At 29.9% G+C, this 25896-nt stretch carries 20 protein-coding genes and 3 tRNA genes; 3 read left to right on the top strand and 20 right to left on the bottom strand.

What is annotated here, in order from left to right:
* Nucleotides 1–638: 638 nt before the first annotated feature.
* Nucleotides 639–2297, top strand: a complete 1659-nt coding sequence (locus R7X45_RS02455; RefSeq protein WP_318055784.1) for an IS1634 family transposase — start codon at nucleotides 639–641, stop codon at nucleotides 2295–2297.
* Between the two features lie 802 nt (nucleotides 2298–3099).
* On the opposite strand, the gene fusA is transcribed toward R7X45_RS02455, so the two are convergent.
* The 9 genes from fusA to R7X45_RS02410 form a co-directional block, all read right to left on the bottom strand.
* Nucleotides 3100–5184 (bottom strand): elongation factor G, encoded by a 2085-nt coding sequence (fusA, locus tag R7X45_RS02450; protein WP_313359426.1) that lies wholly within the window; start codon nucleotides 5182–5184, stop codon nucleotides 3100–3102.
* Between the two features lie 12 nt (nucleotides 5185–5196).
* Nucleotides 5197–5667: a 30S ribosomal protein S7 gene (rpsG, locus tag R7X45_RS02445; RefSeq protein ID WP_252262931.1), complete on the bottom strand. Its 471-nt coding sequence runs from the start codon at nucleotides 5665–5667 to the stop codon at nucleotides 5197–5199.
* A 49-nt stretch (nucleotides 5668–5716) separates the two neighbouring features.
* Nucleotides 5717–6136, bottom strand: coding sequence for a 30S ribosomal protein S12 (gene rpsL, locus R7X45_RS02440; RefSeq protein ID WP_010321104.1), 420 nt, complete (start codon nucleotides 6134–6136; stop codon nucleotides 5717–5719).
* Between the two features lie 126 nt (nucleotides 6137–6262).
* Nucleotides 6263–6643, bottom strand: coding sequence for a DUF4231 domain-containing protein (locus R7X45_RS02435; protein ID WP_303466058.1), 381 nt, complete (start codon nucleotides 6641–6643; stop codon nucleotides 6263–6265).
* Nucleotides 6636–7172 (bottom strand): DUF4231 domain-containing protein, encoded by a 537-nt coding sequence (locus R7X45_RS02430; RefSeq protein WP_313359427.1) that lies wholly within the window; start codon nucleotides 7170–7172, stop codon nucleotides 6636–6638. The genes R7X45_RS02435 and R7X45_RS02430 overlap by 8 nt, the downstream gene beginning before the upstream one ends.
* Nucleotides 7163–7663 carry a hypothetical protein gene (locus tag R7X45_RS02425; RefSeq protein WP_318055783.1) on the bottom strand — a complete coding sequence of 167 codons (501 nt, stop codon included), beginning with the start codon at nucleotides 7661–7663 and terminating at the stop codon, nucleotides 7163–7165. Before R7X45_RS02425 ends, R7X45_RS02430 begins: the two co-directional genes overlap by 10 nt.
* A 212-nt stretch (nucleotides 7664–7875) precedes the next feature.
* Nucleotides 7876–8871, bottom strand: coding sequence for an IS30 family transposase (locus R7X45_RS02420; RefSeq protein WP_318055782.1), 996 nt, complete (start codon nucleotides 8869–8871; stop codon nucleotides 7876–7878).
* A gap of 199 nt (nucleotides 8872–9070) precedes the next feature.
* On the bottom strand, nucleotides 9071–10714 hold the full coding sequence (locus R7X45_RS02415; RefSeq protein WP_318055781.1) for a hypothetical protein: 1644 nt from the start codon (nucleotides 10712–10714) through the stop codon (nucleotides 9071–9073).
* Nucleotides 10715–10739: 25 nt separating this feature from the next.
* Nucleotides 10740–12092, bottom strand: coding sequence for a putative cysteine peptidase (locus R7X45_RS02410; protein ID WP_318055780.1), 1353 nt, complete (start codon nucleotides 12090–12092; stop codon nucleotides 10740–10742).
* 357 nt (nucleotides 12093–12449) lie between these two features.
* On the opposite strand from R7X45_RS02410, the gene R7X45_RS02405 reads away from it, so the two are divergent.
* Nucleotides 12450–12525: transfer RNA gene (locus R7X45_RS02405), tRNA-Thr, on the top strand.
* Nucleotides 12526–12611: 86 nt separating this feature from the next.
* Nucleotides 12612–13409 (top strand): TIGR00282 family metallophosphoesterase, encoded by a 798-nt coding sequence (locus R7X45_RS02400; RefSeq protein ID WP_010321111.1) that lies wholly within the window; start codon nucleotides 12612–12614, stop codon nucleotides 13407–13409.
* A gap of 46 nt (nucleotides 13410–13455) precedes the next feature.
* Here R7X45_RS02400 and ychF read toward each other — a convergent pair whose 3' ends face one another.
* The 11 genes from ychF to lon all read right to left on the bottom strand — a co-directional run bounded on the left by ychF (nucleotide 13456) and on the right by lon (nucleotide 25793).
* A complete protein-coding gene (gene ychF / locus R7X45_RS02395; RefSeq protein WP_318055779.1) occupies nucleotides 13456–14559 on the bottom strand; it encodes a redox-regulated ATPase YchF in 1104 nt (367 codons plus the stop codon).
* Nucleotides 14560–14574: 15 nt separating this feature from the next.
* Nucleotides 14575–14838 carry a 30S ribosomal protein S18 gene (rpsR, locus tag R7X45_RS02390; RefSeq protein WP_044284513.1) on the bottom strand — a complete coding sequence of 88 codons (264 nt, stop codon included), beginning with the start codon at nucleotides 14836–14838 and terminating at the stop codon, nucleotides 14575–14577.
* Nucleotides 14839–14858: 20 nt separating this feature from the next.
* On the bottom strand, nucleotides 14859–15416 hold the full coding sequence (locus tag R7X45_RS02385; protein ID WP_318055778.1) for a single-stranded DNA-binding protein: 558 nt from the start codon (nucleotides 15414–15416) through the stop codon (nucleotides 14859–14861).
* A 51-nt stretch (nucleotides 15417–15467) separates the two neighbouring features.
* Nucleotides 15468–16058, bottom strand: a complete 591-nt coding sequence (rpsF, locus tag R7X45_RS02380; protein ID WP_318055777.1) for a 30S ribosomal protein S6 — start codon at nucleotides 16056–16058, stop codon at nucleotides 15468–15470.
* Nucleotides 16059–16214: 156 nt separating this feature from the next.
* Nucleotides 16215–16291: transfer RNA gene (locus R7X45_RS02375), tRNA-Arg, on the bottom strand.
* Nucleotides 16292–16300: 9 nt separating this feature from the next.
* A tRNA-Cys gene (locus R7X45_RS02370) sits at nucleotides 16301–16375 on the bottom strand.
* A gap of 106 nt (nucleotides 16376–16481) precedes the next feature.
* The gene (locus R7X45_RS02365) at nucleotides 16482–17303 is read right to left on the bottom strand and encodes a Rho termination factor N-terminal domain-containing protein (RefSeq protein WP_318055776.1); all 822 of its coding nucleotides are present in this window, start codon (nucleotides 17301–17303) and stop codon (nucleotides 16482–16484) included.
* A 74-nt stretch (nucleotides 17304–17377) separates the two neighbouring features.
* Nucleotides 17378–18007 carry a hypothetical protein gene (locus R7X45_RS02360; RefSeq protein WP_318055775.1) on the bottom strand — a complete coding sequence of 210 codons (630 nt, stop codon included), beginning with the start codon at nucleotides 18005–18007 and terminating at the stop codon, nucleotides 17378–17380.
* Nucleotides 18008–18118: 111 nt separating this feature from the next.
* Nucleotides 18119–20281 carry a putative immunoglobulin-blocking virulence protein gene (locus tag R7X45_RS02355; protein WP_318055774.1) on the bottom strand — a complete coding sequence of 721 codons (2163 nt, stop codon included), beginning with the start codon at nucleotides 20279–20281 and terminating at the stop codon, nucleotides 18119–18121.
* A 1426-nt stretch (nucleotides 20282–21707) separates the two neighbouring features.
* Nucleotides 21708–22916 (bottom strand): elongation factor Tu, encoded by a 1209-nt coding sequence (tuf, locus tag R7X45_RS02345; RefSeq protein WP_010321121.1) that lies wholly within the window; start codon nucleotides 22914–22916, stop codon nucleotides 21708–21710.
* A gap of 249 nt (nucleotides 22917–23165) precedes the next feature.
* Complete coding sequence (lon, locus tag R7X45_RS02340) at nucleotides 23166–25793, bottom strand: endopeptidase La (protein WP_318055773.1); 2628 nt, start codon at nucleotides 25791–25793, stop codon at nucleotides 23166–23168.
* Between the last annotated feature and the right edge of the window lie 103 nt (nucleotides 25794–25896).

Below are 25896 nucleotides of genomic sequence, written 5' to 3'. Positions count from 1 at the left end.
AAAAATACCCATAAATCCAGGTTTTTTGATGCTAAAATCTTAATCTTTATTATTTTAAAATTAACCTTTTGCAAAAAAAAAAAAAAAATGTTTGGTCTAAAAAAAATTTCTGCTATAATTACACTCACTAAGAATAATTAATAAATTTTGATATTGAATTAAGGGGGAATTAGATATGTTTTTTATCATAAAAAAATCAGAAAATGCGAATTATCCATTATATTTTTAAATATGATGGTATGCCTTAAATTTACCCGTTTAGAAATCTATAAATTTAGGGCTTTTGGTTATTGTTCTTTCAAAACTTCATATATTTTTTTAGGCTCAATGTAAGTAAAAACGAGTTTTCTATTTACATTGAGTTTAAATAGCAGATGTATTTTTTTGTGGTTTTGCTTTTTTAGTTTGCTTTATTTGATTAATAAGTAGATTTTTCTTTTGTGAGTGTTAGATTTAAAATTTAGTGTTTTTGCTTTGATAGTTATTTTCCCCGAGTTTTCCAGTTTGATGGTGAAAATTGCTTTTTTAGTGAATATTAGTACGCAAAAAATTCCCGTAATTCTGTCTTTCTTGATCGTAATACCTTAATTACAATTAATTACTATTTTAAATTAATTTTTATGGTATAATTATACACTATGAAAAAGGAAAATTTGATTTTATTTAATGTTTGAGGATCTTCAAAAGATAAACCATATAAATATGTTGGCTGAGCACAAGGTTATGGCAAAGGTCCAAAACGTTGATTTAGTTTAGGAAATCTGCAGACTTTGGAAAAAATTAATCCAAATGCTATTCAAATTATCAAAGAAAAATTGAAATTGTTTTCAAATTTAGATGACAAGGATAAAGTCAAGACTGTTTTACTTGATTCTATTAAAAATTCCACCATAATCGAAGGTTCGGTTTCTGTTGGCGGGGAATTAATTGAAAAATTTATTGAAAAGCACAATATTTTTGAATCACTTCCTAAAAGTAGACATAAAAATATGAAAGAAATTTTTAACTACTTAATTTTAAAGCGGAACACTGATCCTGGCAGCATTATTAATGCTTTTGATAAAAAGGATGATTATTCAAATCAAATAAATACTTCCAAAAATAGCTTTTATAAACTCTTAGATCTTGTCTTTGAGTCACAAAATCAACTTTTAAATAGTGTCAACAAAATGGTTATAAGCGAACTTGGAGAAAGAGGCGATGAATTTTATTTTGATTCATCAACAATCTATTTTGAGACTTTTGAAAGAAATGGATTAAGAATTCCTGGTTACTCTAAAGATGCTAAATTCAAAGAAGATCAAATTGTCATTGGCTTAGCGTGTGATAAAAATGGTATTCCTTTTCATATTAAAGTTTTTAAAGCAAATACCGGCGATTCTAGTACATTAATCCCCTTTGTATTAGATGTTGAATCCAAATATAATATCAAAAATATGACAATAATCGCTGATCGTGGCATGTTGACTGCTGCAAATATTCGATTTCTTGAATCAAAAGAATATAATTTCATTATTTCTTATCGTGCAAAGGTAGCCAGTCAAACGTTCAAAAATTATTTACTAGATCCAAGCGATTATGTTGATGTAAATGCGGATTTTAAGTATAAAAAGGAAGAATTTTATTCATCTTATAAAAATAAAAGATACAACGAAAATATTAGAAGAAGAATTATTACTTACAGTACAAAAAGAGCAATAAAAGACAGCAAACCTCGCCAAGAGCAAATCCAAAGTTTTATTAAAAAACAAAATAAAGACGGTTTTATTGAACTAAACAAATTGTTTGGTAAAAAACCTAAATATTTTAAGCAAATTTCAAACATGAAATTTGAATTAGATCAAAGTAAAATTGACAAGGACAAACAATTTGATGGTTACTATGTTTATGAAACAAATCTGCTAAATTCGAATGTCTTAGAGATAGTTGAAAAATACCAAAAACAGTCAAATATTCAACCTAATTTTAGAAGTCTAAAAGGTTTATTGAATATTCGTCCTGTATTTTTAAGTATTGACGAGCATATCCTAGCTCATACGCTTTTGTGTTTTATCTCACTAGTTATTTTAAAAACTATAGTTTTTAAAATCAACAAACATATTAGCGATAACAAGTTATTTGCAAACAGTCAATTAACTGAAGTTGGTTTAATAACGATGTTGCAAAAATTAAGACACAGGGTTGAATTTAACACTTTAGATCAGCAAATGGTATTTAAAAATCGTGATGGTGTTCCTAGTGATCCAGATATTTGAAATAGGTATGATTTTTACTTTGATATCTTAATAAATCGGTAAAAAAAATTGTAATTAACTTTTGCCAAAAAAGTGAAAAAAGTCCCCAAAACCGGACACTTTTTAAGATTATCTCATCAAACTGGGAAACTCGGGATTAACTTTACCTGAGTTTCCCAGTTTGATGGCAAAAATTCACTTTTTATTGAATACAAATATGCAAAAATACCGGTAAATCCGTGTTTTTTGACGTTAAAATCTTAATTTTTATTACTTTAAACTTAACCTTTTTCAAAAAAAAAAAAAAAAAATGCTTGCTCAAAAATAAAGTTATGTTATAATAAACAACACTTAAGAATAATTAATAATTTTGATATTGAATTAAGGAGGGATCAGTTATGTTTTTTGCATAAAAAAATCAGACAGTGCGAATTATCCATTATATTTTTAAATATGATGGAATGCCTTAAATTTACCCGTTTAGAAATCTACAAATTTATGGCTTTTAATTATTGTTCTTTCAAAACTTCATATATTTTTTTAGGCTCAATTTAAATAAAAATGAGTTTTCTATTTGCATTGAGTTTAAATAGTAGTTGTATTTTTTTATGATTTTTTTAGTGTTTTAAACTAAAAAAGTAGTTTAAAAATTCATAATTTGGCTTTTTTAGTTAGAATTTTAACTTTTTTAGATTGCTTTATTTTATTAATAAGTAGATTTTGCATTCATGAGTGTTAGATTTAAAATTCATGTTTTTGCTTTGATAGTTATTTATCCTGATTTTGCCAAAAAAATTAAAAAGGTGCCCAGTTTTGGCACCTTTTTAAGATTATCTTATCAAACAGGGAAAATCGGGAATAACTTTTAGTCGTCAGATTTGATTGCCCGTTGTTTAACAATTACATCAGAAATATTTTTTGGAACAACTTCATAGTGATCAAATTGCATTTGGTAAGTTCCACGCCCTGATGTCATTGAACGTAATTGGGTTGAATATCCAAACATTTCTGCTAAAGGAACATGTCCACGAATAACATTTGCTCCATCAGATCTAGTTTCTTGTTCACGAACAAGTCCACGACGACGTGATAAGTCACCCATAACGTCTCCGGCATATTCGGCAGGGGCAAAAACAGAAACGTCCATAATTGGCTCAAGTAAAACAGTTCCAACGGCATCACGAGCACGTGAAAGCGCTTTTGAAGCGGCAATTTTAAAGGCCATTTCTGAAGAGTCAACTTCGTGGAAAGAACCATCAAATAAAGTTGCTCTTACATTAATTAAAGGATATCCGGCCAAAATTCCGGCTTGCATTTTTTCTTCAAGACCTTTTTGAATTGATTTTATATACTCTTTTGGAATTTTTCCACCGACAATTTTATCAATAAAGTCAAAGCCTTCTTCTGGATTAGGTTCAAATTTAATTCAAACATGACCATATTGTCCACGTCCACCTGATTGTTTGATGTATTTTCCTTCAACTTCAGCAGATTTTGTAATTGTTTCACGGTAAGAAACTTGTGGTTTTCCAACACGTGCTTGCACGTTAAATTCACGTTTTAGCCGGTCAACAATAATATCAAGGTGTAATTCTCCCATTCCGGCAATAATTGTTTGTCCAGTTTCAGTGTCGGTTCAAGTTTTGAAAGTTGGATCTTCGTTTGCAAGTTTTTGGAGGGCATTAGCTAGTTTTTCAACTTCAGCTTTTGAAAATGGTTCAAGTGACTGGGAAATAACAGGTTCAGGAAAACTCATTTTTTCAAGCACAAAAGTTTTGGACTTTTCAGAAATTAGTGTATCACCTGTTGTTGTGTCTTTGAGTCCAACAAACGCACCAATATCACCAGTACGAACTTCGTTAATTTCTTCACGTGAATTAGCATGCATTGCTAAAATACGGCCAACACGTTCTTTTTTCCCTTTAGTTGAGTTAATTATGTAAGTTCCTTTTGTCAGACTTCCTGAATAAACACGGAAGAAAGTTAGTGAACCAACAAAAGGGTCGTTCATAATTTTGAAAGCTAAGGCAGAAAATTCTTCATTGTCATCGGCTTGAATTGTAATTTCTTGATCATCGCGAAAAGCTTTAACTGGCGGAACATCAAGTGGTGAAGGTAAATAATCAATAACAGCATCGATCATTTTCTTTACACCTTTGTTTTTAAAAGATGAACCACAAACAACCGGGAAAAAATTACCGCTAATTGTTGCTTTACGAATTGCTGCTTTTAATTGATCAACTGAAATTTCTTTTTCTTCAAGAAGATCATTAAATAAATTTTCATCATAGTCAGCAACTGCTTCTGCTAGTGCAAGACGCATTAGGGCAGCTTTGTCTTGTAATTCACTTGGAATTGGAATTTCGTATTCAACTTCTTCTTTTTGACCATCGTAGTTATAAGCTTTCATTTCAACAAGGTCAATAATTCCGCTAAAATCAGCTTCAGCACCAATATTTAGCTGAATTGCCACGGCATTACCGTTTAATTTAGTGCGCACAGATTCAATTGAAGCCTCAAAATTAGCACCAGCTTTATCCATTTTATTAACATAAACAACACGGGGAACACCATAAGTTGTTGCTTGTCTTCAAACAGTTTCAGTTTGGGGTTCAACACCTGATTGGGCATCAAGAACAGCAACTGCTCCATCAAGAACCCGGAGTGAACGTTCAACCTCAACGGTAAAATCAACGTGTCCTGGGGTGTCAATTATGTTAATTCTTTTACCTTTTCAAAAAGCGGTTGTTGCCGCAGAAGTTATTGTAATTCCACGTTCTTTTTCTTGTTCCATTCAGTCCATTTGGCTAACTCCGTCATGAGTTTCACCAATTTTGTGAATTTTACCAGTGTGGAATAAAATTCTTTCGGTTGTTGTTGTTTTTCCGGCATCAATATGGGCCATAATTCCGATATTACGGTAATCTTTTAGTTCAAATTTTCGTGACATATTTCTAAATTCCTACCATTTAAAGTGTGCAAAAGCACGGTTTGCTTCAGCCATTTTGTGAGTGTCTTCTTTTTTCTTGAAGGCCCCACCTGTTTTATTATAAGCATCAATTATTTCATTTGCAAGACGAACAACCATTGTTTTTTCGTTACGTTTTCTGGCAAAAAGAATTAATCAACGCAAAGCAAGAGTCTGTTGACGTTTTAGGCGAACTTCCATTGGAACTTGATAGTTTGTTCCCCCGATTCGACGTGAGCGAACTTCTGTCAAGGGAGTCACATTTTTTACAGCTTGTTGAAAAACTTCAAGAGCATCTTTTTGAGTTTTTTCTTCAACTAATTTAAATGATGAATAAAGAATGTTTTGGGCAGTAGTTTTTTTCCCGTCTAACATAACGCTATTTATTGCTTTTGTGATCAGTTTTGAGTTAAAAACTGGATCAGCAAGCACGTCGCGCACTGGGGCTTGTTTTTTTCGTGACATGATTGTCTCCTTTTAAAAAATGTCGTATTTTATAGCTTTTTTCAGATTTTTACTTTGAAGTTTTAGGTTTTTTTGCTCCATATTTGGAACGACCTTGGGCTCTTTTTGCAACACCGGTAGTATCTTGAGTTCCACGGACAATGTGATAACGAATCCCAGGTAAGTCTTTAACTTTTCCACCACGAATTAAAACAATTGAGTGTTCTTGTAAATTGTGACCTTCACCGGGAATATAGGCATTAACTTCAATTCCATTTGAAAGTTTTACCCTTGCAAATTTACGTAATGCTGAGTTAGGTTTTTTAGGAGTCATAGTTGCAACTCTTGTGCAAACTCCACGTTTAAAGGGCGAGCTAATTTTTAGTTCTTTTTTGTGCAAAGAATTATATAACATATTCAATGCAGGAACTTTTGACTTTCAAGTTTTCTTAACTCGGCACCCTTTTGCTAATTGAGAAATTGTTGGCATTTTTTCCTTTAAATGAATGTTTTTTTCGGGTTATAACAACGGTATCAGTGTTATAAAAAAAATTGTTAAAATAAAATTTAAGTTAAATTATAGATACATTTTAACATTTTTTAAAAATAATACAAACTAATTTTCAATTTTTATGTTTCCTAACTGTTTTGCTATCTCATCAATGTTTGCATCTTGAGATAAAAGCTCATTTTTCTTTTCTTCATAAAAATTAATTTTTTCTGTTGCCTTTTTATAAACATTTTCAAAAACAAAAAAAGAAGAAAGTGAACTCACAAAACTAATAATTGCATTAATAAAAGCAATTGCAACAAATAACTTAACCGCAGTTGGATTAGGATTTTTAGTAATTGCATAGGCTGATAAAATACCATTAAAAGCTGACATTAAAATTAAGGCAATACTAGCAAATAAAAAAATACCCTTAGAAACACGTGCTTTTGCCGTTAATTTTATAACATCAAGTTCAATTTTTGAAAGCAATTTTTCTTTATCCATTAGTTTGTTCCTTTTTATCAATGTTAGTTTTTTGCTCTTTTTGTTTATTTTCAAGAGCTTTGAGAATTCCTAAAAATTTACAAATTGAATTAAAAAGTTCAATTTGTAAATTTTCTGAATTTGCATATTTTCCTGTTTTTGTTTCAAATAAAATTATTTCAATTTTTAAAAAGTCATTAATTTCTTGGTTGCGAATTCAGCGTGGTTTTATTAGAAAAAGGGCAAAAAGACTGTTAATAATTGAGATTGACAGGTTAATTCATAAGACAAAAATTGGTCATTGGTCAACTTTTGCGCCATTTTCGTCAGTTGAAATAAAAAAATTGGCAAAAGGTTCAAATTCACTTAATTTTGGTGAAGCTAATTTAAAAATACCCATTAAAGTCGAAAAAAATCCAAAAAAAATACTAAAAATCGAAACTGTTCAAAATAAAATTTGAAAAACCCTTGCTTTTACAAGCGTTTTTCTGTATAAAAATTTAGCAAATTCATAAGAATCTGAATCAAGTCGGACATTTTTTATAACCATTTTTTACCACCAAAAACTATTTTTTTAAGAATTTTTATTTTTGAAACATCTTTTTTTTGAAAATAAAAATCAGAGATCGCTTGATAGTCCTGTTCAAATTTTTCAAAACTATAATTTGGATCATTTTGAATTTGAAAATACAAATAACTTAGCTCTCTTTGGGCTTTTTTATATTCTTTAAACTTCATAACTTCACGAAAAACAGCAAGAAATAAATTAATAAAAAAAGTAAGACAAATAAAACTAGCCAAAACAATAGTTAGTCCAAGGTCATTAAAAACTGATTTATTTTCAGATTGAATTAATTGATAACGATTAATTTCTGTTATAATTACCCAAATCGCCAAGGAAATTACTATAATATTTGCGAAAAAAGTTATCCATTTAACAGCATTAGCGCCATAATAAGCAATTTTTTGATTTCTTTTTAGTCTAGCTTGTTTTATTTGGATAAATTTTATAAGTTGATCAACTGCTTCATTTTTACTCATTTTATTCTCACTAACTTAATTGTTTTTAATCACAAAAATTAATAATTATATCACTTATTCCATTTATATTTTGAAAAACATGCCAAAAAGTTAAAAAATGACTAGAAATTAAACAAAGTTAGCATAAAAACGCTAACTTTGTCCCAAATTAAAAATATAAATGCAACATATACGTATTTTTAAAATCGCCGTTTGGCGATTTTTTTTAAATCTTAAATCACCAAGTTATCATTAAATACCTCCAACGCGGATTTTCAATTAAAAATTTCCCTAGGCATTGAGTTAATTTGACTGATTGTATTTTGTAAATCATCATCGCTGATTAGGTTGAAATCAAAACCTTTTGGATAAAACCTTCTAATTAATCCGTTGGCATGCTCATTAGAACCTCTCTGAAATGAAGCATATGGTTCTGCTTTATAAATTATTACTTTTAATCAATATGCCAATATCGCAATTTCCTCAAATTCAATTCCATTATCGCAAGTGATAGTTTTGATATGCAAATTATTTTCATTTGCAAGATCTTTGATGGCTTTATTGATGGTTTTGGGATTTTTGTTTCGCACTTTTTTAGCAAATAATTTTCTAGTTTTTCTTTCTACTAAAGTTAGGATATTATCATGTCCGCTAGCCTTTTTGCCAACTATTAAATCTAGCTCTCAATGTCCAAAATCTTGCCTAGAATCTATGGATTTATCACGTGCTCAAATGGGTTTTACATAACCTTTTGGAACTAATCTTTGCACGGCATTTCTGGTTCTTTTTCCACCTTTTTTGTAATATTTTCTGAGCCTGTTACTCCTAACTATTACCCATTTATTAGTTTTAATTCAGTTAAAAACAGTCTTTAAAGATGGTCTTTCAATATTCGGAAAATTTTCTGCTATATAAAAATATGTCGCCTTAACTCCATGGACTTTTTTGTCATATTTTATTGCAAAAATTTTGCTAAATTCCTCATATTTTCCTAACACAACAAATCTAAAATAATACCTATGATAATATCTTTTTCGCCTTTTTGTTATTGCTAAATTAGCTTCATAAATTCCATATTCATTTAGGTTTCTTTTAATTTCTCTTGAGACAGTTGAGGGCGAAACATTAAGTTGTCTAGCGATATATCTAATACTTTTATTGTTCTGCAATAAAAACTCAATTTTTACTAAATCTTCAAAACTAAAATGCTTAAATTTTCTTTTTTCCATGATGCTCCTAAATAAAAAAAATGCAACAATAATATTATTATATCATACGTTGCATTTTTATCTTCTATTTAGGACAAAGTTAGCATAAAAACGCTAACTTTGTTTATTATTGTGCAATGTTAATGTTGAGACAAAATCACAAATTTTATTTGGGTATTAGCTAGGTAGGTAACCAAAAAGCTGAAATTTTTCAATTAGGTTAATTTACTAATTTATTTTCAATTAGTTTATATTTTTTTTCTTTTCTTATTTTTAAAAAATGAGTAGTGACTCTAAAAATAATTGTTGAAAATAGAATATATAACAATGAGATTCAAATAAGATCTAAACTAATGCGACCAATTATGTAACCTGCTGATCTATTGGCAAGAAAATCCCTAAAAAATGGCAATTTAATTGAAATAAGAAACAGTATAAAGCTAACAATAAGAATGAATAATGATATAAAAATTCAATATAAATTTAATTTTTTACTTATATCAACGTCAAAACTTTGAATAGTTCCATTGTTTATTTTGAAATTTCTTAAGGCAAAAGCAAAAACAATAACAGTAGTTAAAAGTAAAATTAGAATTACTACACTTGATGCAATTATTAGTCAAATATCAGCAACGCCTCTATTAATTGGATAACCAATTTTTGGTGCCAATTCAAATCCTTTTTCTTTGAGATTTGACAATAAATTTTGCTCGCTTTTATCATAAAAAACACTTAGTCTTAAAGGTTTGTTTTCATTTATTGAATCAGCGAAAAGTTGAGCTACATTTTTGTTAAATTCTATTTTATTAGCTTCATCAGATTTAAGAATTCCACTAATTTTAAAAGCAAAGGGATGATCTCTGAAAAATGAAAAATTAATATCTTCCACTTCCATTTTAAAAGTTATTTCATCACCTACATTTAAATTTAAATTGGAATTTTTACTTAAATGATTGATTAGACCTTGACTAACAAGAATTTCGTTTTTATTTTCAGTAAAACGACCTGTTTTAAGCTTTTTATCTTTTTTATCAAGACTAAAATTTTTATTAGAATGTAAATCAGAAAATGTAGAAACTTTAAAATCAACAGCATTTTCTGTATTTGAAATTTTTACATTATAATATACTAAATTTTTAAATAAAGATTTAAAAAACCCATTTTGACCTTGGATTTGATTGAGAAATATTTTTGACTTATCAAAAATATTTTCATCTAAATTTTTATAGCCTTTATCGGATATTAAAACAAAATAATCTGGATAACTATTAGCAAATCCTACTGTTCCTACAATTTTAAATTTTTTAGTATAAATTAATTGATTTTCATTAGTTGAAGGATGTTTTATTCAATATTTATAATCAATATAATCGCCAATTTTAACTTCTTTTAAATTAGCATAATCTTGTGAAACTATTATTTCATCATTATTTTCTAAAAATTTACCTTGAAAATTAGTATAGTTTTTCATATCATTTTTAAAAAAATCATTGATTTCAACTGGCAAAATTTTAGTTCATAAACCAGAACTAAATGAGTTTTTATTGCTAAAATCGCCAAAATCTAATTCTGATTCACCATTTGAAATATATTTAACAGATTTTAAGTTTTTTATCTCTGAAATTTCGTTATTTCCAAACTCTTCGCCATTTTTTTTGACAATAGTTATTCGTTGATTTTGCGAATTATAAATAGGTAAATCAAAATTTTTATCAGCTTCTCATAAAAACAAAATAAGTAAAATTGAAAAAATTGAAAAAACTATAAGAAAAAATGATAAAAATCAATTCTTTCGAAGATTAGTTTTTAAATATTTTGAAAAAATTCATAAATTTGTGAATTTCTTTTCTTTTGTTTTTTTCATTAAAAAACACCTTAATTTAGCTATATTAATAAATGTCGTTATCTATAGTTAGAATACCATTTTTATCAATTACAAGTTCTTCTTCAAAAATTTCTGGATATGAATAAATCTTACCATTTGCACTTAATAATTTTTGTTTAGGTGAGTGATTTTTTATATAATCATCATCTATTTTAAATGCTCATCAATAACCCATTGATCAAAAACTTCAAATATCTCATTTAGAAATAAGTAAATTGGAATTACCTGGCCATCCAAAATTTACAAGATATTTTTCTGTATCTGGATCATATCCATATAAAACAATGTTGTGTCCAGTAGCAATATTAGCAAAAGATACCATAACTGGCATATTATTTTTAAACAAAAAAGTTTCAGGGTTACTTGAATGCATAAAATTGGCAGAATAATCAGTTGTTATGTATTTTTTTATTTCCTTTCCCTTTAGAAATTTTTCTAATGTACTAGTAAAGTAAGAAGCATACTTAACATGTTGATATCGCCCATTGAGTTCAAACAATTGATATGGAAGTGAATTATATGTAGTAGTTCCATCATCAATATTTTTATATATATAATATTTATGTTCTGCAACGCCTTTGCTTAGGTTATTAGAATAATTTTTTTTCATATCAAAATATCTAGCAATTTCTTCATTGCTAAATATTCCGGATGCAATGAATGTTTCGGCATATTCTAACATCAAAGACATAGCAATATATTCACAAAGCCCAGGTTTCTTAGAATTGTCTTGATATTCTATATAACCAAGTTTTGAAACTGAATCTTTTGCCTTAAATCATAAGGAATTGCTAATACCGACATTAAAATAAAAAAGATTGCTAACTTTTCCAGCTTTTGCTTTTATTTCGCCAGCACTTGCAGTTCCACGTTTTGTACGAAATTTATAATTAAAATATTCTTCTTTTTTAGCCTTGTTTTTTTCTGTATTCAGCTTAGTTACACTTAAATATATATGTTTTTGATTCTTAATAACTTCAACTATTTTTTCATCTAATTTCTGTTTAGAAACTAACCCAAAATAGTCGCCATCAACTTGATAATGTAATGAAAATCCGGGTATATAAACGACATTATTTTTATCAAATAATTCCTTATCAAAACTAGAATTTGCAATTTCATTAGTTTCATAATTTTCGGGAGTTATTATTAGATAATGATTAGTAAATTGTAAAAATAACAGTGGTTGATCGAAAATGTTTCGTAGAACTCTATGATATAAAAAATCCTGAGATGTATTAGTTTTTTTAAATAATTCTGCTTTTGATGCTTTAATAAAAAAATCTAATTGTTGTTGATTTAAAATAGTTTTATTTTGATCTGCTTTTATAACAATGTGTTCAAATAAGCCTATCATTTTTAATTTTCCTATTTTGTAGTATTAAATTTTAAAAGAGCAATTAACAATTTAAAACAAAAAGTATATAAATATATTTTTTTGGGAGTGCTCACAATTTGTGAGTCAAATTTTTTTCGTTATTTTACAAACTAAATTATACATCAAGTTTTTTAGAAATATAAAAAAAACTTGGTTTTTAAAATTTTTGTGGTATAATGCTAAAACAAATAAGAATTAATAATTTGGCTCTTTCAAAACTTAATATTTGCTTGCATCGAAAGTATTTTTTTTGTTTTTGTCTTTAAATTTGCTTCACTTTTTAATATTTTTTTGATTAAAAATATTAAAAAGTGCTATAATTTTAAAGCATTAAGCGCCATCATAGCTCAGTCGGTAGAGCACATCCATGGTAAGGATGGGGTCGCAGGTTCGATTCCTGTTGTTGGCACCATATCTTTTTGACCAATGATGCTAAAATAAAAGCATCTTTTTTAATTTTTTTTCAAATAAAATATTTGAAAAATTTAAAGGAATTGAATGAAATCTGCTACTGTCTTATTTGTTGGTGATATTTTTGGCGCGCCTGGTATAGAAATGTTTAAAAATCAACTTAATATTTTGAGAAAAAACTATAATTTTGACTTAATAATAGTTCAGGCTGAAAATATAACCGGCAGAAAAGGACTAAATAAAAGGGATTATTTATATTTAAAAGAGCTTGGTGTTGATATTTTTACTATTGGCAATCATGTTTGATCTAATCCTGAAATTGCTTTAATTATTGATAATCCAGATATCGTTAGGCCGCTAAACATTGACAAAGAATATAGTGGCAAAGGTACTACTACAATTTTAAAAAATGGAAAAACATTCAGAATAACTTCGCTTTTAGGTGTGGCGTTTAATAAGTTAGTCAAACCTTGAAATCACCAATTTGCTGATAATTTTTTTGATGCAATTGACAAAGTTATCGCCGAAGATGATGCTGATTTTCACATAGTTGATTTTCATGCTGAGACAACAAGTGAAAAAAATGTGCTTGGAATTTATCTAAATGGTAAAATTAATGCACTTTTAGGAACGCACACCCACGTTCAGACTTCTGATGCTAGAGAATTATCGCTTGGAACACTTTTTATAACTGATGTTGGAATGACAGGTCCTGCAAATGATGCAATTGGTGTAAAATTCCTTGATGTTTATAATAGAATTCGCTATAATAAAAGCACAAAATTTCAAACTTCGGACAATGATTGCCAATTTAATGCTGTTATTTTAGAAATAACTGATAATTTAAAAAACCAAAAAATTATACCAATCAATATTTATAAATAAATTTTTTGATGTATAATTTTTTGGTTTTTTAAAAATTTTATTTGAACTAATTACTTATGCGGAAATGGCATATTTCTGCGTCTTTAATCAAGTATTCTTTTCCCTCAAGACGAATTTTGCCTTTTTCTTTAAGTGCTTTTTCGCTTTTGAACTCAATAAAATCCTCATATGAAATAATTTCAACTCTTATGAATTTTTTAACAAAATCTGAGTGAATAATTCCGCTGCAATCAACTGCGGCTGTATTTTTCCTAAATATTCATGAGCGAACTTCTTTTTTTCCAACAGTAAAAAAAGTTCCTAAGTCAAGCAGTTTAAAACTATTAAGAACAAGAAAATCAAGAGATGACTTCTCAAGTCCAAATTCTTGTAAAAATAGTTGTTTTTCTTCCTGATCAAGTTGGGAAATTTCGTGTTCTAAGGCAACACAAATTGGGATTAAAATTGCATTTTCCTTTTCAAGATATTCTTTAAGCTCAGAAAAATATGGATTTTTTAAGGGATCGCTAACAGATTTTTGGTCAATGTTAGCAACATATAAAATTGGCTTTATACTTAAAAGTTGCCAATTTTTGATTATTTGACGCTCTTCATTATCTAAAGCCAAATCGCGTAAAGATTTGTCTTTTTGCAAATGATCTTTTGCTTTTTTAGCAAGTTCAAATTCAACTTTTGCTTGCTTGTCGCTTGTATTGTTGATTTTTTTACTAAGTCGGGCAATAATTGACTCAATTGAACTTAAATCGGCAAGAATTAGCTCTAAATTTATTGTTTGGATGTCAAAAATAGGATTTACTTGATTATTAACGTGAATTATTTTTGAATCATCAAAACAGCGCACAACATGAACTAGACAGTCAACATTTCGAATATTTTCAAGAAATTTATTACCTAATCCTTCGCCCAGTGAAGCTCCTTTTATTAAACCAGCAATATCGACAAAAGAGTAAGTCGAAAATACAATTTTATTTGGCTTAACAATATCGGCTAAATTAATTAGTCTTGGATCACGGATTTCGACAGTTGCAATGTTTGAGTCTATTGTTGCAAAAGGATAATTAGCAATTTCAACATTCATTTTTGTCAGTGCTGAAAAAAGCGACGATTTTCCGACATTAGGAAGTCCAATAAGACCTGCTTTTAGATTCATATTATATTTTTATAATTAAACTCGAGTTTTATCGTAGCTTCCACGGATTCTATCACCAACAAACGGAAGTAAAGCGACAAAACGCGCTCTTTTAATTGCTAGTGATAATTTACGTTGGTGTTTTGCGCAATTACCTGTAATTCTTGAAGGTTGAATTTTTCCAAAAGAGTTAATATAACGTTGAAGCACTTCAGTTGACTTATAGTCAATGTAAAAAAGTTTAGCTTCACAAAATTGGCACACCTTTTTCTTGAATTTTTTAGCGTATTTTTTGTTCATTTTTGCATTCCTTTTTAATTTTATTTGTTAGGATCAAGATCATCAATATCTCAGTCAGCAAATGGATCATTATCTTCACCAGTAATTTCAACATTAGTGTCATTAAAATTTACTGAAGGTTCTGAGGGTTCTGTCTGAAAAATAGTATCGTCATGAAATGATCTTTTATCATTTTGGGGAAGTTGAAAATCATCAAATAAAGGTTCAAAAGTAGGTTCACTAACTTTTTGAGCTAATTTTTGACGACGCTTTTCTAGCTGTTCTTTAGTTTCTAATAAATGAAAGTTATCAACATTTACCTCATAAGTAGTAAAATAATTTGTTGTATTTGACGTACTACGATAAGATTGTAAAGAACCTTCGATTGCTATCAAACTTCCTATGGTAATTAGTTTGTCGAGCGCTGTTGCATTTTGTCGTCAAGCAACTACGGGAATAAAATCAGTAATTGTAGGCGAATCTTGGCTATATTTTCGTCTATCAATTGCTAAATTAAATCGAATAAAATTAACATTTGACTTTGCTGTCATAAGTACAGGTTTAGATGAAACGCGTCCAATTAAAAAAATTCGATTCATAATTTTTTATAGTTTTTGCCTATTCTTTTTATTAATTAAAATAGGCAAAAACTATTGGGATTCCTGTGTTTTTTTAGCATTATCAACACCAGTTTCTACCTGTGCTGAAGAAGATGAAGTTTTTCCGCGTTGAGGTGAGTTAGCCTTATCTGATGACTGTTGGGCAAAACCTTGTTTTGCACCGCCTTGAGCATTAGGTCTAAAATTTCGACGTTGAAAAGGTTTATCAGTTTTTTCTGTCTGATTAGGTGAGTTTTGGTCTTGACGAGTTCGTGGAGCTGATTTAAAATTAGGTCGATCTGAATGATCACGTCTTGGATTTGTTCTTTTATGGCGATCGGAATTTTTTGGTTTTTGATTAAAACCTTTTTCAGAATCAAGATTAATTATTAAGTATCGTCAAATTGATTTGGTAATATTCGCACGGCGAACAAATTCTTCAATTAAATTAGCTGGCGAATCAAGATTAATTAAAAAATATTGTGCTGTTTTTGATTTTTTAATAGGGTAAGCAAGACTTGAATTTTCAAGTTTAACAAGTTTGTATGACGAATTTTGACTAAAAATGGCAGAAAGCAAATTTTCTAATATTGTTGCTTCTGCTTTTGGGTCTAAAATTGTCATAATTTCATATTTTGGCATATTAATTCTCCTTATGGGCTTGTGGGTTATAAAAATAACCAAGGATGTTTTACTAAATTTAAAACTAGTTTGAAATTATAGCATAAAAAACTGAAAAAATAAAAAAATTAACTAAAATAATTTAGTTAATTTTCCTTGGTCTAATTATATTATATATGGCGCGCCCGGAAGGAGTCGAACCCTCAACCTCTTGGGCCGTAACCAAACACTCTGTCCAATTGAGCTACGGGCGCATTACATTTTGGAGGCACCAACCGGACTCGAACCGGTACATCAAGGTGTTGCAGACCTATGCCTTACCATTTGGCTATGGTGCCATTGCCTAAAAACCATTAAATATAATTATAACATATTTTAGTTTTAAACAAAGAAATTTTTGATTTTTTTGTTTTTCTGAAAAATAGTTAGACTTAAAATATCAAACTATTTTTCAGAGTCTTGTTGTGCAAGAATTTGAGTTAAAAGCTTAATTAATTCTTGTTTTTTTAACTGTTCAAAACCAGAAATTTCTAATTTTTGGGCAATTTCATGTAATTGTGTTAAATTTAATTTTTCAAGTGCAATTTTTATTCTTTCTTCTTTTGTTTTAGGTTTGTTTTGAGCTTCTTGAGTTTGTGTGTTTTCAGGGTTATTTGCTTGCTGTGTATTCATTGGATTTTGGTGGCCTAAGTCAAAAACATTCATAAATTCAGAATATGCCTTAGGATCTTTTTTCATCTCATCAATACGTTTTTCAATAATGAATAATGTTCGTGAAAGCTTGAATATTGACTTAATTTTAAGAACTTTTGTCAAGAAAAATGGAATTAAAACAAAAATTAGGCCAATAAGAATTATTTGAATAGTTAATATTGCGACAAAATTTTGATTATTAAGGCTTAAATTTCCAATCATTACTATTGTTGAATTTATAATTGAAAGAGCAGCGGTAGAAAATGAAATGAACGTGAAAAAGAAGGAACGATCGCCAAGAGGTGCAAAATCTTTCGCTTTATATGATGTAAAAACAGAATATACATAAAAAAATAAGCTTGTAACAGTAAATAAAATTGACAAAATCGAAAAAATTCGACCAATATTTCTAATATCTAAGTCTAAAAAAAGTTGAACACTTAAAAAAACACCTAGCAAAAGGAGTAACAGCGGATAAGAAAAAATTCAAATTCGGTATTGCTTTTTTTCATTTTTTCACAACTCAGCAACTGATGGAACTTTATTTTTTCCAAATGGATTTTCTCAAACCATACACCCTCCAATATAAATTACTATAATATAATTATAAAATAATTTAGAATAATATTATAAAAAAGATGACATATTTAACTAAGTTTGGAATATTGATCTATATCCTTGTTTTGATAATTGTACCAAATTCGGTCAATTTTTGAAATTTTATCAATTTTTTTTGCAGTATCACTAATTTCTTTTGAGGTTAAAAGCGCGGTAAAAAAGGAGCAAAAGTCAGTGGCATATTTTTTAGTTCCCTGAAATTTATTAAGACCAACTATCATTGTGTAATTTTTGTTTTTTCAAAGCAGCCCACGAAAAAAATGTAAATTTTTAGTGTATGAAACTTCTTCCATAATTCAAGTTTTGAAATAATTTCCTTCAAGAAAAGATAAATAATAGTCTCAAACTAACAATTTAGCTTTGATTTGATTAAATAAGCTTCGATTTGTATGAATATTTCATTTTTGAAAACTAGTGAATTTTTCTGTTAATTTTCCGTTGTTAATAAGAGTTATTATTTTTCTTGTTGGTCAGTTTTTTAAAAATGGTATTTTTTTAAGCCCAATTCCGTGCGGAAAATCAAGTAAATTTGGCTTAATTGCAAAAACTTTTTCAATTTGGTTACACCAAATTGCTATTGTTCGATATTGTTCAACAACCTTTTGGTATCTTTGCAGATTTTCTTGAATTTTATTAACTCAATGATTAATTGGATCCATTTTACCCTTTTATTAAAATTTTAATAGTGCTTTTTTCAATAAAATTAAGTAAAAAAGAAATTTTGGGCATAAAAAGTAAAAAAATAATTATTTTTTTTACTTTTTATTAGCTTAGTCTGTTGTTGTAATTGTTTTTGTTTCAACAGGTAGACCTAAACCTGAAAGTTGACTTTGAAGTGCAGTGTTTTCGACATAAATTTTGTTAAAAGTGGCACTTTTCCTTGCAACATCAACAAATTTGGATAATTGACTAAAAGCATCACCAGAAAATGAAGTACCTGTTATATAAAGTGGAATATTTGAAAGGGTTTTTCCATTTTCATCTTTTATATAAATTCCCGGTTGTTGGATAGGTCCATTAACAAGTCTTGAAGTAAATTGGGAATTTTGAAAGTCGCTTGTGTCGACTTTATACACATAATTTGAACCTGTTGAGCCAGAATCGCTTATTTTTGAGGCACCAAAATATAAATATTGGAAAAGCAAATTTACATGACCAGGATTTTTTTGCGATTCAGCTTCAACTTCTCAACTTTGGAGTTTTTGGTTAAAAAGTCTCTCTGTTTTAGCAAAGTCAATGCCTTTTAGTGTCTTAATATTTTTAGATGAAGAAAAGTCAAGATGTAACGGATATCCACCTCGACCACCAAAAGTTCCTTGGAAAACACGTTGATTAATTTTTGAACTAAAAGCAATTTCAAGTCCCTCGTTAACTTTGTTAGTATCATCTCCTTCATCTCAACGGAGAGTATCAAAAATAATTGATCCAGCAACTTTTTCTCCATCTTGGAGATGCATATCACCTTTATTTATATAATCAAAAGAAATAAAGTCGACATTTTTTAGGGCATTAGGATTGATTGCTCAATTGCTTTCGTTGGTTCGTGAATTACTATAGAGTTCTAGTTCGCTTAGTTTGGTGAATTTTTCAAGTCCGCGAAGGCCATTAATTGCTTGGTGGTCATCTAAAAAGAGCGAAACTTTTTGCATTTGCGGTGGCAAAAGCTCTAAAATTTGTTTTATATTTTGGGTTTTATGCTTTGCTCCGACATTTTTAAGAACAATTGCCTTGATTGAATTGTCTTTATTAGCAGCATTTTTCATAATCTCAGCAAAAGCTTGAAAGGCTTTATCATCATCGGCATTTAGAACTAAAGTTTTAAATTCTGAAAGGCTACCAGCGGTATTTCCAGGCGCTCGAGTATATTTTATCAGTGAAATGCTACCGTTAGAAAATCCCTTATCTTTGGTAAGATTATTAATTTCCGAACTTACATCAGTGTCATTTCATCCTTCATATTTTAGAGAACCAATTTTAGTTCCATCATATCTTGTTCATTTTGAATCAACGGCGTTTAATCTTTTTTTATTATTTGCCCTAATTCCATTTACGACAATATTGACTTTTGGTTCTCATCCGTCGGTTGAAGGATCAGGAGTATAACCATCTTTTATCCATTGTAATTCTTGTTCTGTAAAAGGTTGGTCAAGTTGTCTTCGTTGCTCAATTACTTTTAAGTAATTTTGCTCGCGCTCAAGATAATTATTTGCAACTCAGCGAGTGTATTTATACCCCTCAAGATAGGATTGTAGGCTAACTTTTGGCTTACCATCTTCTCCAGTTGGCGCGTATTTTTTTCAATGCTCCTCAATAATTGAAATAACACGGTCTGCCTCAGCAACTTCGGCTTGATATTTATCTCTTTCACGCGTAACTTCAGCAATTTTTCGGTCTTGTTGTTGTCTTCACAAACCAAGGGCGCGTTGATAAGCTGCATCACCAAAATTAACAGAGCGTGAATTATTTCTATTTTGAACTTGTGGTTGACTTATTGGTCTTGAAGTTGAAATTGTTGGCCGTGAAGATATAGTCCTAGTTGGACTTTGGCGTGCAGGTGTTGTTCGAATAGGAATAGTTGATTCAACTGCTTGAATTCTTCTTATCGGTTTAGGGGCTACTTTTTCAGGTAAGGGGTTTATTTTTTCTACTTTTGGTGTTACGATTTGTGGTTTAACCGGATTTTCAATTTTCTCTTTAGGCGTTTCTATTTTTGGCGGAACAAAAACAGTATTTGCTACTGGTGAATTAAATCCAGTATCATTTGGCTGATTTTTTGAAATTATTGAAGGCACTTGAGTTGAATAACTAACTTCATTGGACAAAAAATCAAAATTAACTAATGATTGATTAATTGAATACAAACTTAAAGATAAGAATGTTGTTGCCATTGCTAAAATTACAACTTTTCGACGACGGGAAAAATATAGTTTCATACTTGCCTCCAAATTTTCCTATTTATTATAAATGTTTGAATTTAATAATACTTATAATAAATTTTACCAACTAAGTCTGACTTTAGTAGTAAATTTACACTTTTAGGAACAAAAAATCATATTAGCCACCCCTGAATTCGTTTTTAAATTTAGATATTATACACTAAAAAAACTAAAGTCCAAATTATTTTCCCGAGTTTTCCAGTTTGATGAAATAATCCTAAAAAAGCCTCCGGTTTTGGAAACTTTTTTAGCTTTTTTGGCAAACTCAAGAAAAATAACTATCAAGGCAAAAACACTAAATTTTAAATCTGACCATCACGAAAGAAAAATCTACTTATTAATCAAATAAAGCAAACTAAAAAAGCTAAAATTTTACCTTAAAAGCAAAATTATGAAATTTTTAAACTACTTTTCCCGAGTTTCCCAGTTTGATAAGGTAATTTTAAAAAGGTATCTGGTTTTAGGGGCTTTTTTAAGTTTTTTGGTAAAAGTTAATTACAATTTTTTTACTGATTAATTAACACATCATAGTAAAAATCATACCTATTTCAAATATTCGGATCACTAGGCACACCATCGCAATTTTTAAATATCATTTGCTAATCTAAAGTGTTAAATTTAACCCTTTGTCTTAATTTTTGCAACATCATTACTAAACCAACTTAGTTAATTTTTGTTTTTCATAATTTATAATTATACCATAAAATTACTTAAAATGCAATTAAATGATATTGATAAAAATTAAGGTTTCACGTTCAAAAAAGACTGATTTACGGGTGTTTTTTCATATTTTTATTTACTAAAAAGTGAATTTTTGTCTTAAAACTGGGAAACTCGGGATCTACTTATTAATCAAATAAAGCAAACTAAAAAAGCTAAAATTTTACCTTAAAAGCAAAATTATGAAATTTTTAAACTACTTTTTTAGTTTGAAACACTAACAAAAATCATAAAAAACAACTACTATTTAAACTCAATGTAAATAGAAAACTCGTTTTTACTTACATTGAGCCTAAAAAAATATATGAAGTTTTGAAAGAACAATAACTAAAAGCCCTAAATTTAAAGATTTCTAAACGGTTAAATTTAAGGCATTCCATCATATTTAAAAATATAATGGATAATTCGCGTTTTCTGATTTTCTAGACAAAAAACATAACCAATTCCTCCTTAATTCAATATCAAAATTTCTTAATTCATTCTTAGTGACTCTATTATAACAGAAATTTTTTTTAGACCAAGCATTTTTTTTTTTTTTGAAAAGGCTTAAACTTAAAATACTAAAAATTAAGATTTTAGGTTGATAAACCCGGATTTTTCGGTATCTTTTTGTATTTATATTCACTAAAAAGTCAATTTTAAAATAAAAAAAAAAAAAAAACTTTAGGGCAGGCCCTAAAGTTTGTATTAGATAAAAGATTTTTTATTTAATAATTTCAGTTACTGTTCCGGCACCAACAGTTCTTCCACCTTCGCGAATTGAGAATTTTGTTCCTTGCTCAACAGCGATAGGGGCAATAAGTTCAACAGTAAGGTCAACATTATCCCCAGGAATTACCATTTCACGGCCAGCTTCAAATTCAATTCCACCAGTAACATCAGTTGTACGGAAATAAAATTGAGGTTTGTAATTTTTGAAAAATGGAGTATGTCTTCCACCTTCTTCTTTTTTGAGCGCGTAAATTGCTGCTTTAAATTTAGTGTGGGGAATAATTGTTTTTGGTTTGGCAATAACCTGTCCACGTTCAATATCTTTACGGTCAACACCACGAAGAAGAACTCCAGCATTATCTCCAGCCATTGCAGATTGAAGGTTTTTGTTAAACATTTCAATTCCGGTTACAACTGTTTTTTTAGGTTCAGGACGGTAACCGACAATTTCAACCTCTTCATTTAGTTTAACTTGTCCTCTTTCAACTTTACCAGTAGCAACAGTTCCACGACCTGTAATGGTAAAGACGTCTTCAACTGCCATTAAGAATGGTTTGTCCATTTCACGAACTGGCGAGTCAATGTATGAGTCAACCGCATCCATTAGTTCAAGAACTTTAGCTTCTCATTCAGGTTTTCCTTCAAGAGCACCACGAGCTGAACCACGGATTATTGGAGTGTTGTCTCCGTCAAAATCATATGAAGAAAGAAGTTCACGAATTTCAACCTCAACAAGGTCAACCATTTCTTCTTCACCTTCAAGTAAGTCAATTTTGTTTAGGAAAACAACCATTTTTGGCACACCAACTTGTTTTGAAAGAAGAATGTGCTCACGAGTTTGTGGCATTGGACCATCTGTTGCAGCAACAACAAGAATGGCACCATCCATTTGCGCTGCTCCTGTGATCATATTTTTAATATAATCGGCGTGACCAGGGCAATCAACATGGGCATAGTGACGCTTGTCTGTGCTATATTCGATGTGGGCTGTATTGATTGTAATTCCACGCGCTTTTTCTTCAGGGGCTGCGTCAATAGAAGCATAATCTTTTGCTTCAGCTAGACCTTTTTTTGATAATACAGTTGAAATTGCCGCTGTTAGAGTGGTTTTTCCGTGGTCAACATGACCAATTGTCCCAATATTGATATGCTCTTTTGAACGGTCAAAATCTTTTTTTGCACCAGTTTTAACAACTGCCATATTTTTCCTTTCTTTTACTTGTTTTAAAACAAACTAAAAACCACCACTGAATAGCCTTGCAACTATTTCCTATCCTATTTAGTTAGTTTTAAGTGCTAGAAATTTTCAAAAATTCTCAATTTAATTTTCAAGGTTAATTATACCAAAAAATCGAAAATTATTTTGAGAATTTTTTATGTTTTTCATTTTATACCTTTTTGACAAATAATAACCTGAAATACAAAGAATAATTATATCACAAAAGTTAAATTATTTGAAAATAAAGTCATAAATTTGTTGGTAAGTCTCAACCGGAATAAATTTGATTGAATTTTTAACCTCATCAGGTAGATCAACAAGATTTTTCTCGTTTGACTGCGGGATAAAAATTGTTTTAATTCCGCTTTTATAGGCCCCAAGTGATTTTTCCTTTAGGCCGCCAATTCCAAGCACTTTTCCCCGCAGTGTGATTTCGCCTGTCATTGCAATATCGTGTGAAACTGGTTTTTGGCTTAGTGCTGAAATTATCGCGGTTGTAAAAGTTATTCCTGCAGACGGCCCGTCTTTTGGAACAGCACCTTCTGGAACGTGAATGTGAATTAGTGTGTTTTCAAAATCAAAGTCAATTCCAAAATCTTTAGCTTTAGATTGAACATATGACAGGGCAATTCGGGCTGACTCTTGCATTACATCTTTGAGCGAACCAGTTAGTTTAATATCACCTCGCCCCGGAATTGTGCTAACTTCAATTTGTAGAGTTGAACCACCAAGCGGAGAGTATCCTAGTCCATTGACAGTTCCAATTTGCGGACTGGCATCAACAGGATCGGGGTCAAATTTTTCAATTCCTAAAAGTTCACGGGCAAATTTGACATCAATTTTAAAGTTCTCAGCCAATGTGTTTTCAAGCAGTCTGACAATAATTTTTCTTGCAATTTTGTCAAAAACCCGTTTAAGCCCCCGGACACCAGCCTCGCGAGTATAGTAGCGAATGAGGTAGTCGATTGTCTCATCATCAATTGGGAAATATTTTGGGTCTAAGGAGTTTTCTTTTAGAACTGCAGGAATTAGGTGTGATTTTGCAATTTGTAGTTTTTCTAAAAATGTGTAAGATGAGAGCTCAATTATTTCAACCCGGTCAAGTAAAGGCTCAGGAATGTCATGAATTTCATTAGCTGTGGCAACAAAGAGAATTTGCGACAGGTCATATTCAAGTTCTAAGTAATGATCTTGGAAAAAACGGTTTTGTTCTGGATCTAAAACCTCAAGCATCGCAGCGGCCGGATCGCCTTTAAAATCTGAACCCATTTTGTCAATTTCATCAAGTAAAATCAACGGATTTGAAACGCCAGCTTTTTTGAGAGCCTGAATAATTTTTCCAGGGAGAGCTCCAACATATGTCCGACGGTGGCCTCTTATTTCAGCCTCGTCCCGGACACCTCCAAGCGAAATTTTAACAAATTCTTTGCCAATTGATTCAGCAATTGCCATTGCAATTGAAGTTTTTCCGGTTCCTGGAGGCCCGACAAGTGTTAAAATTGGAATTGAGTTAGTTCTTCCTTTTTGAACTTTAGAGCTGACAAAAAGATTTGAATCACAATAATCACCGTCAATTTTCTCAAGGGTTGGCTCTTGATTTGACTGTGAACGCCGGTGAATTAGGGCAGCAAGATATTCAATTATTCTTTTTTTAATTTCATCAAGTCCATAATGTGCTTCTTCAAGTTTTTGGCGAACATTTTGAATATCTAAAATGTCTTTTCTTACACGTCTTCAAGGTAGGGCAACTAGTAAATCAAGGTAATTTTTGGTGATATTAGACTCAGGTGAAGTCGCCATCATTGATTTTAAACGGTTAGCTTCACGTTTTATTGTTTTTGCAACTTCTTTCGGGAAAATTAATTTTCCAATTTCTGAGTGTAAAAGCTCTTCAATTTCATCTTCATAACGGGAATCTTCACCTAATTTTTTACGGATTGCCTTAATTTTTTCTTTGAGGATAAATTCTGTTTGTTGTTTGTCAAGGTTAGATTTGAGAATAACATTAATTTCATCCTCGAGGCGAATTTGTTCATTAAAGGTATGAACGTGCTCGTATAGTTTTTTAATTTTTGAGGCATAAGAATTTAGTGAAAATAAATGGTATTTTTGTTGATAATTAAGACTAACTGATGAAGATAAAGTGTTTGTCACACCTTTGATGAATTCATTTTTTTCAACTTCAGTGTTACTATTTTGAAATTTGTCAACAACCAAAAGAAGTTCACCTGGCATCTTAAAGTTTTTTGTTTTTCGCCCAAATTCAAGTAAATCATTAATTAAAGTTACGTGAATTTCACGATTTTTTATAATTTCGCGAGTTGATTTAATAGTTATTTGGTCAGCTTTTGTACTATTTGGATCAGTTATTAAATCGACAACTTGAACTTTTTCAAGAACAGTAAAATCTAAAATTACGGTTTGCCAATCGCTTTTATCAGGTCTAGTTTTTGCGCGATAACTTTGAACTCTAATTAGAGAAGCATATCTAGAAAGTTCATCAATGTCAACAATTTTTGGCGAAAAGTCATTTTCGATTTTGGGATCTACAGTTAGCTTTTCGTTTTCTGAAGTTTTAGACTTAGCAGCACCAGCAGCCCCTGACTTGTTTTGTTCAGCGGCTTTTTTGTCGAGTTGTTCATCGATAATTTCTTCTTCAAATAAATCTACTTCTTCATTTTCTTTACGGTAAACAATTAACAACTCTTTGTTTGTTAAAGTTGTCCGTGAAGTTGAATGGTAAATTTCCCTGAGAATCTTAATTGATTCAGGGTCGCTAAAACTAATAGTTTGCTGAGCGGTGTTTGGGAAATAAATATCCTCTGATGCAACTAAAAATCGGTATGAATGAACTGGCATAGTAAAAACTCCTCAAATGTCCTTTGATTGTTTATTTCAATTTTTTCTAGATAATTATATCACAAAAACTAAAAAAATTTTAACAACTCAAAAAAATTAGCAA

Source organism: Mesomycoplasma ovipneumoniae (assembly GCF_033343935.1).
In the GTDB taxonomy this organism is placed as follows: Bacteria; Bacillota_I; Bacilli_A; order Mycoplasmatales; family Metamycoplasmataceae; genus Mesomycoplasma; species Mesomycoplasma ovipneumoniae_G.
This window is presented reverse-complemented; position numbering and strand designations above follow the sequence as displayed.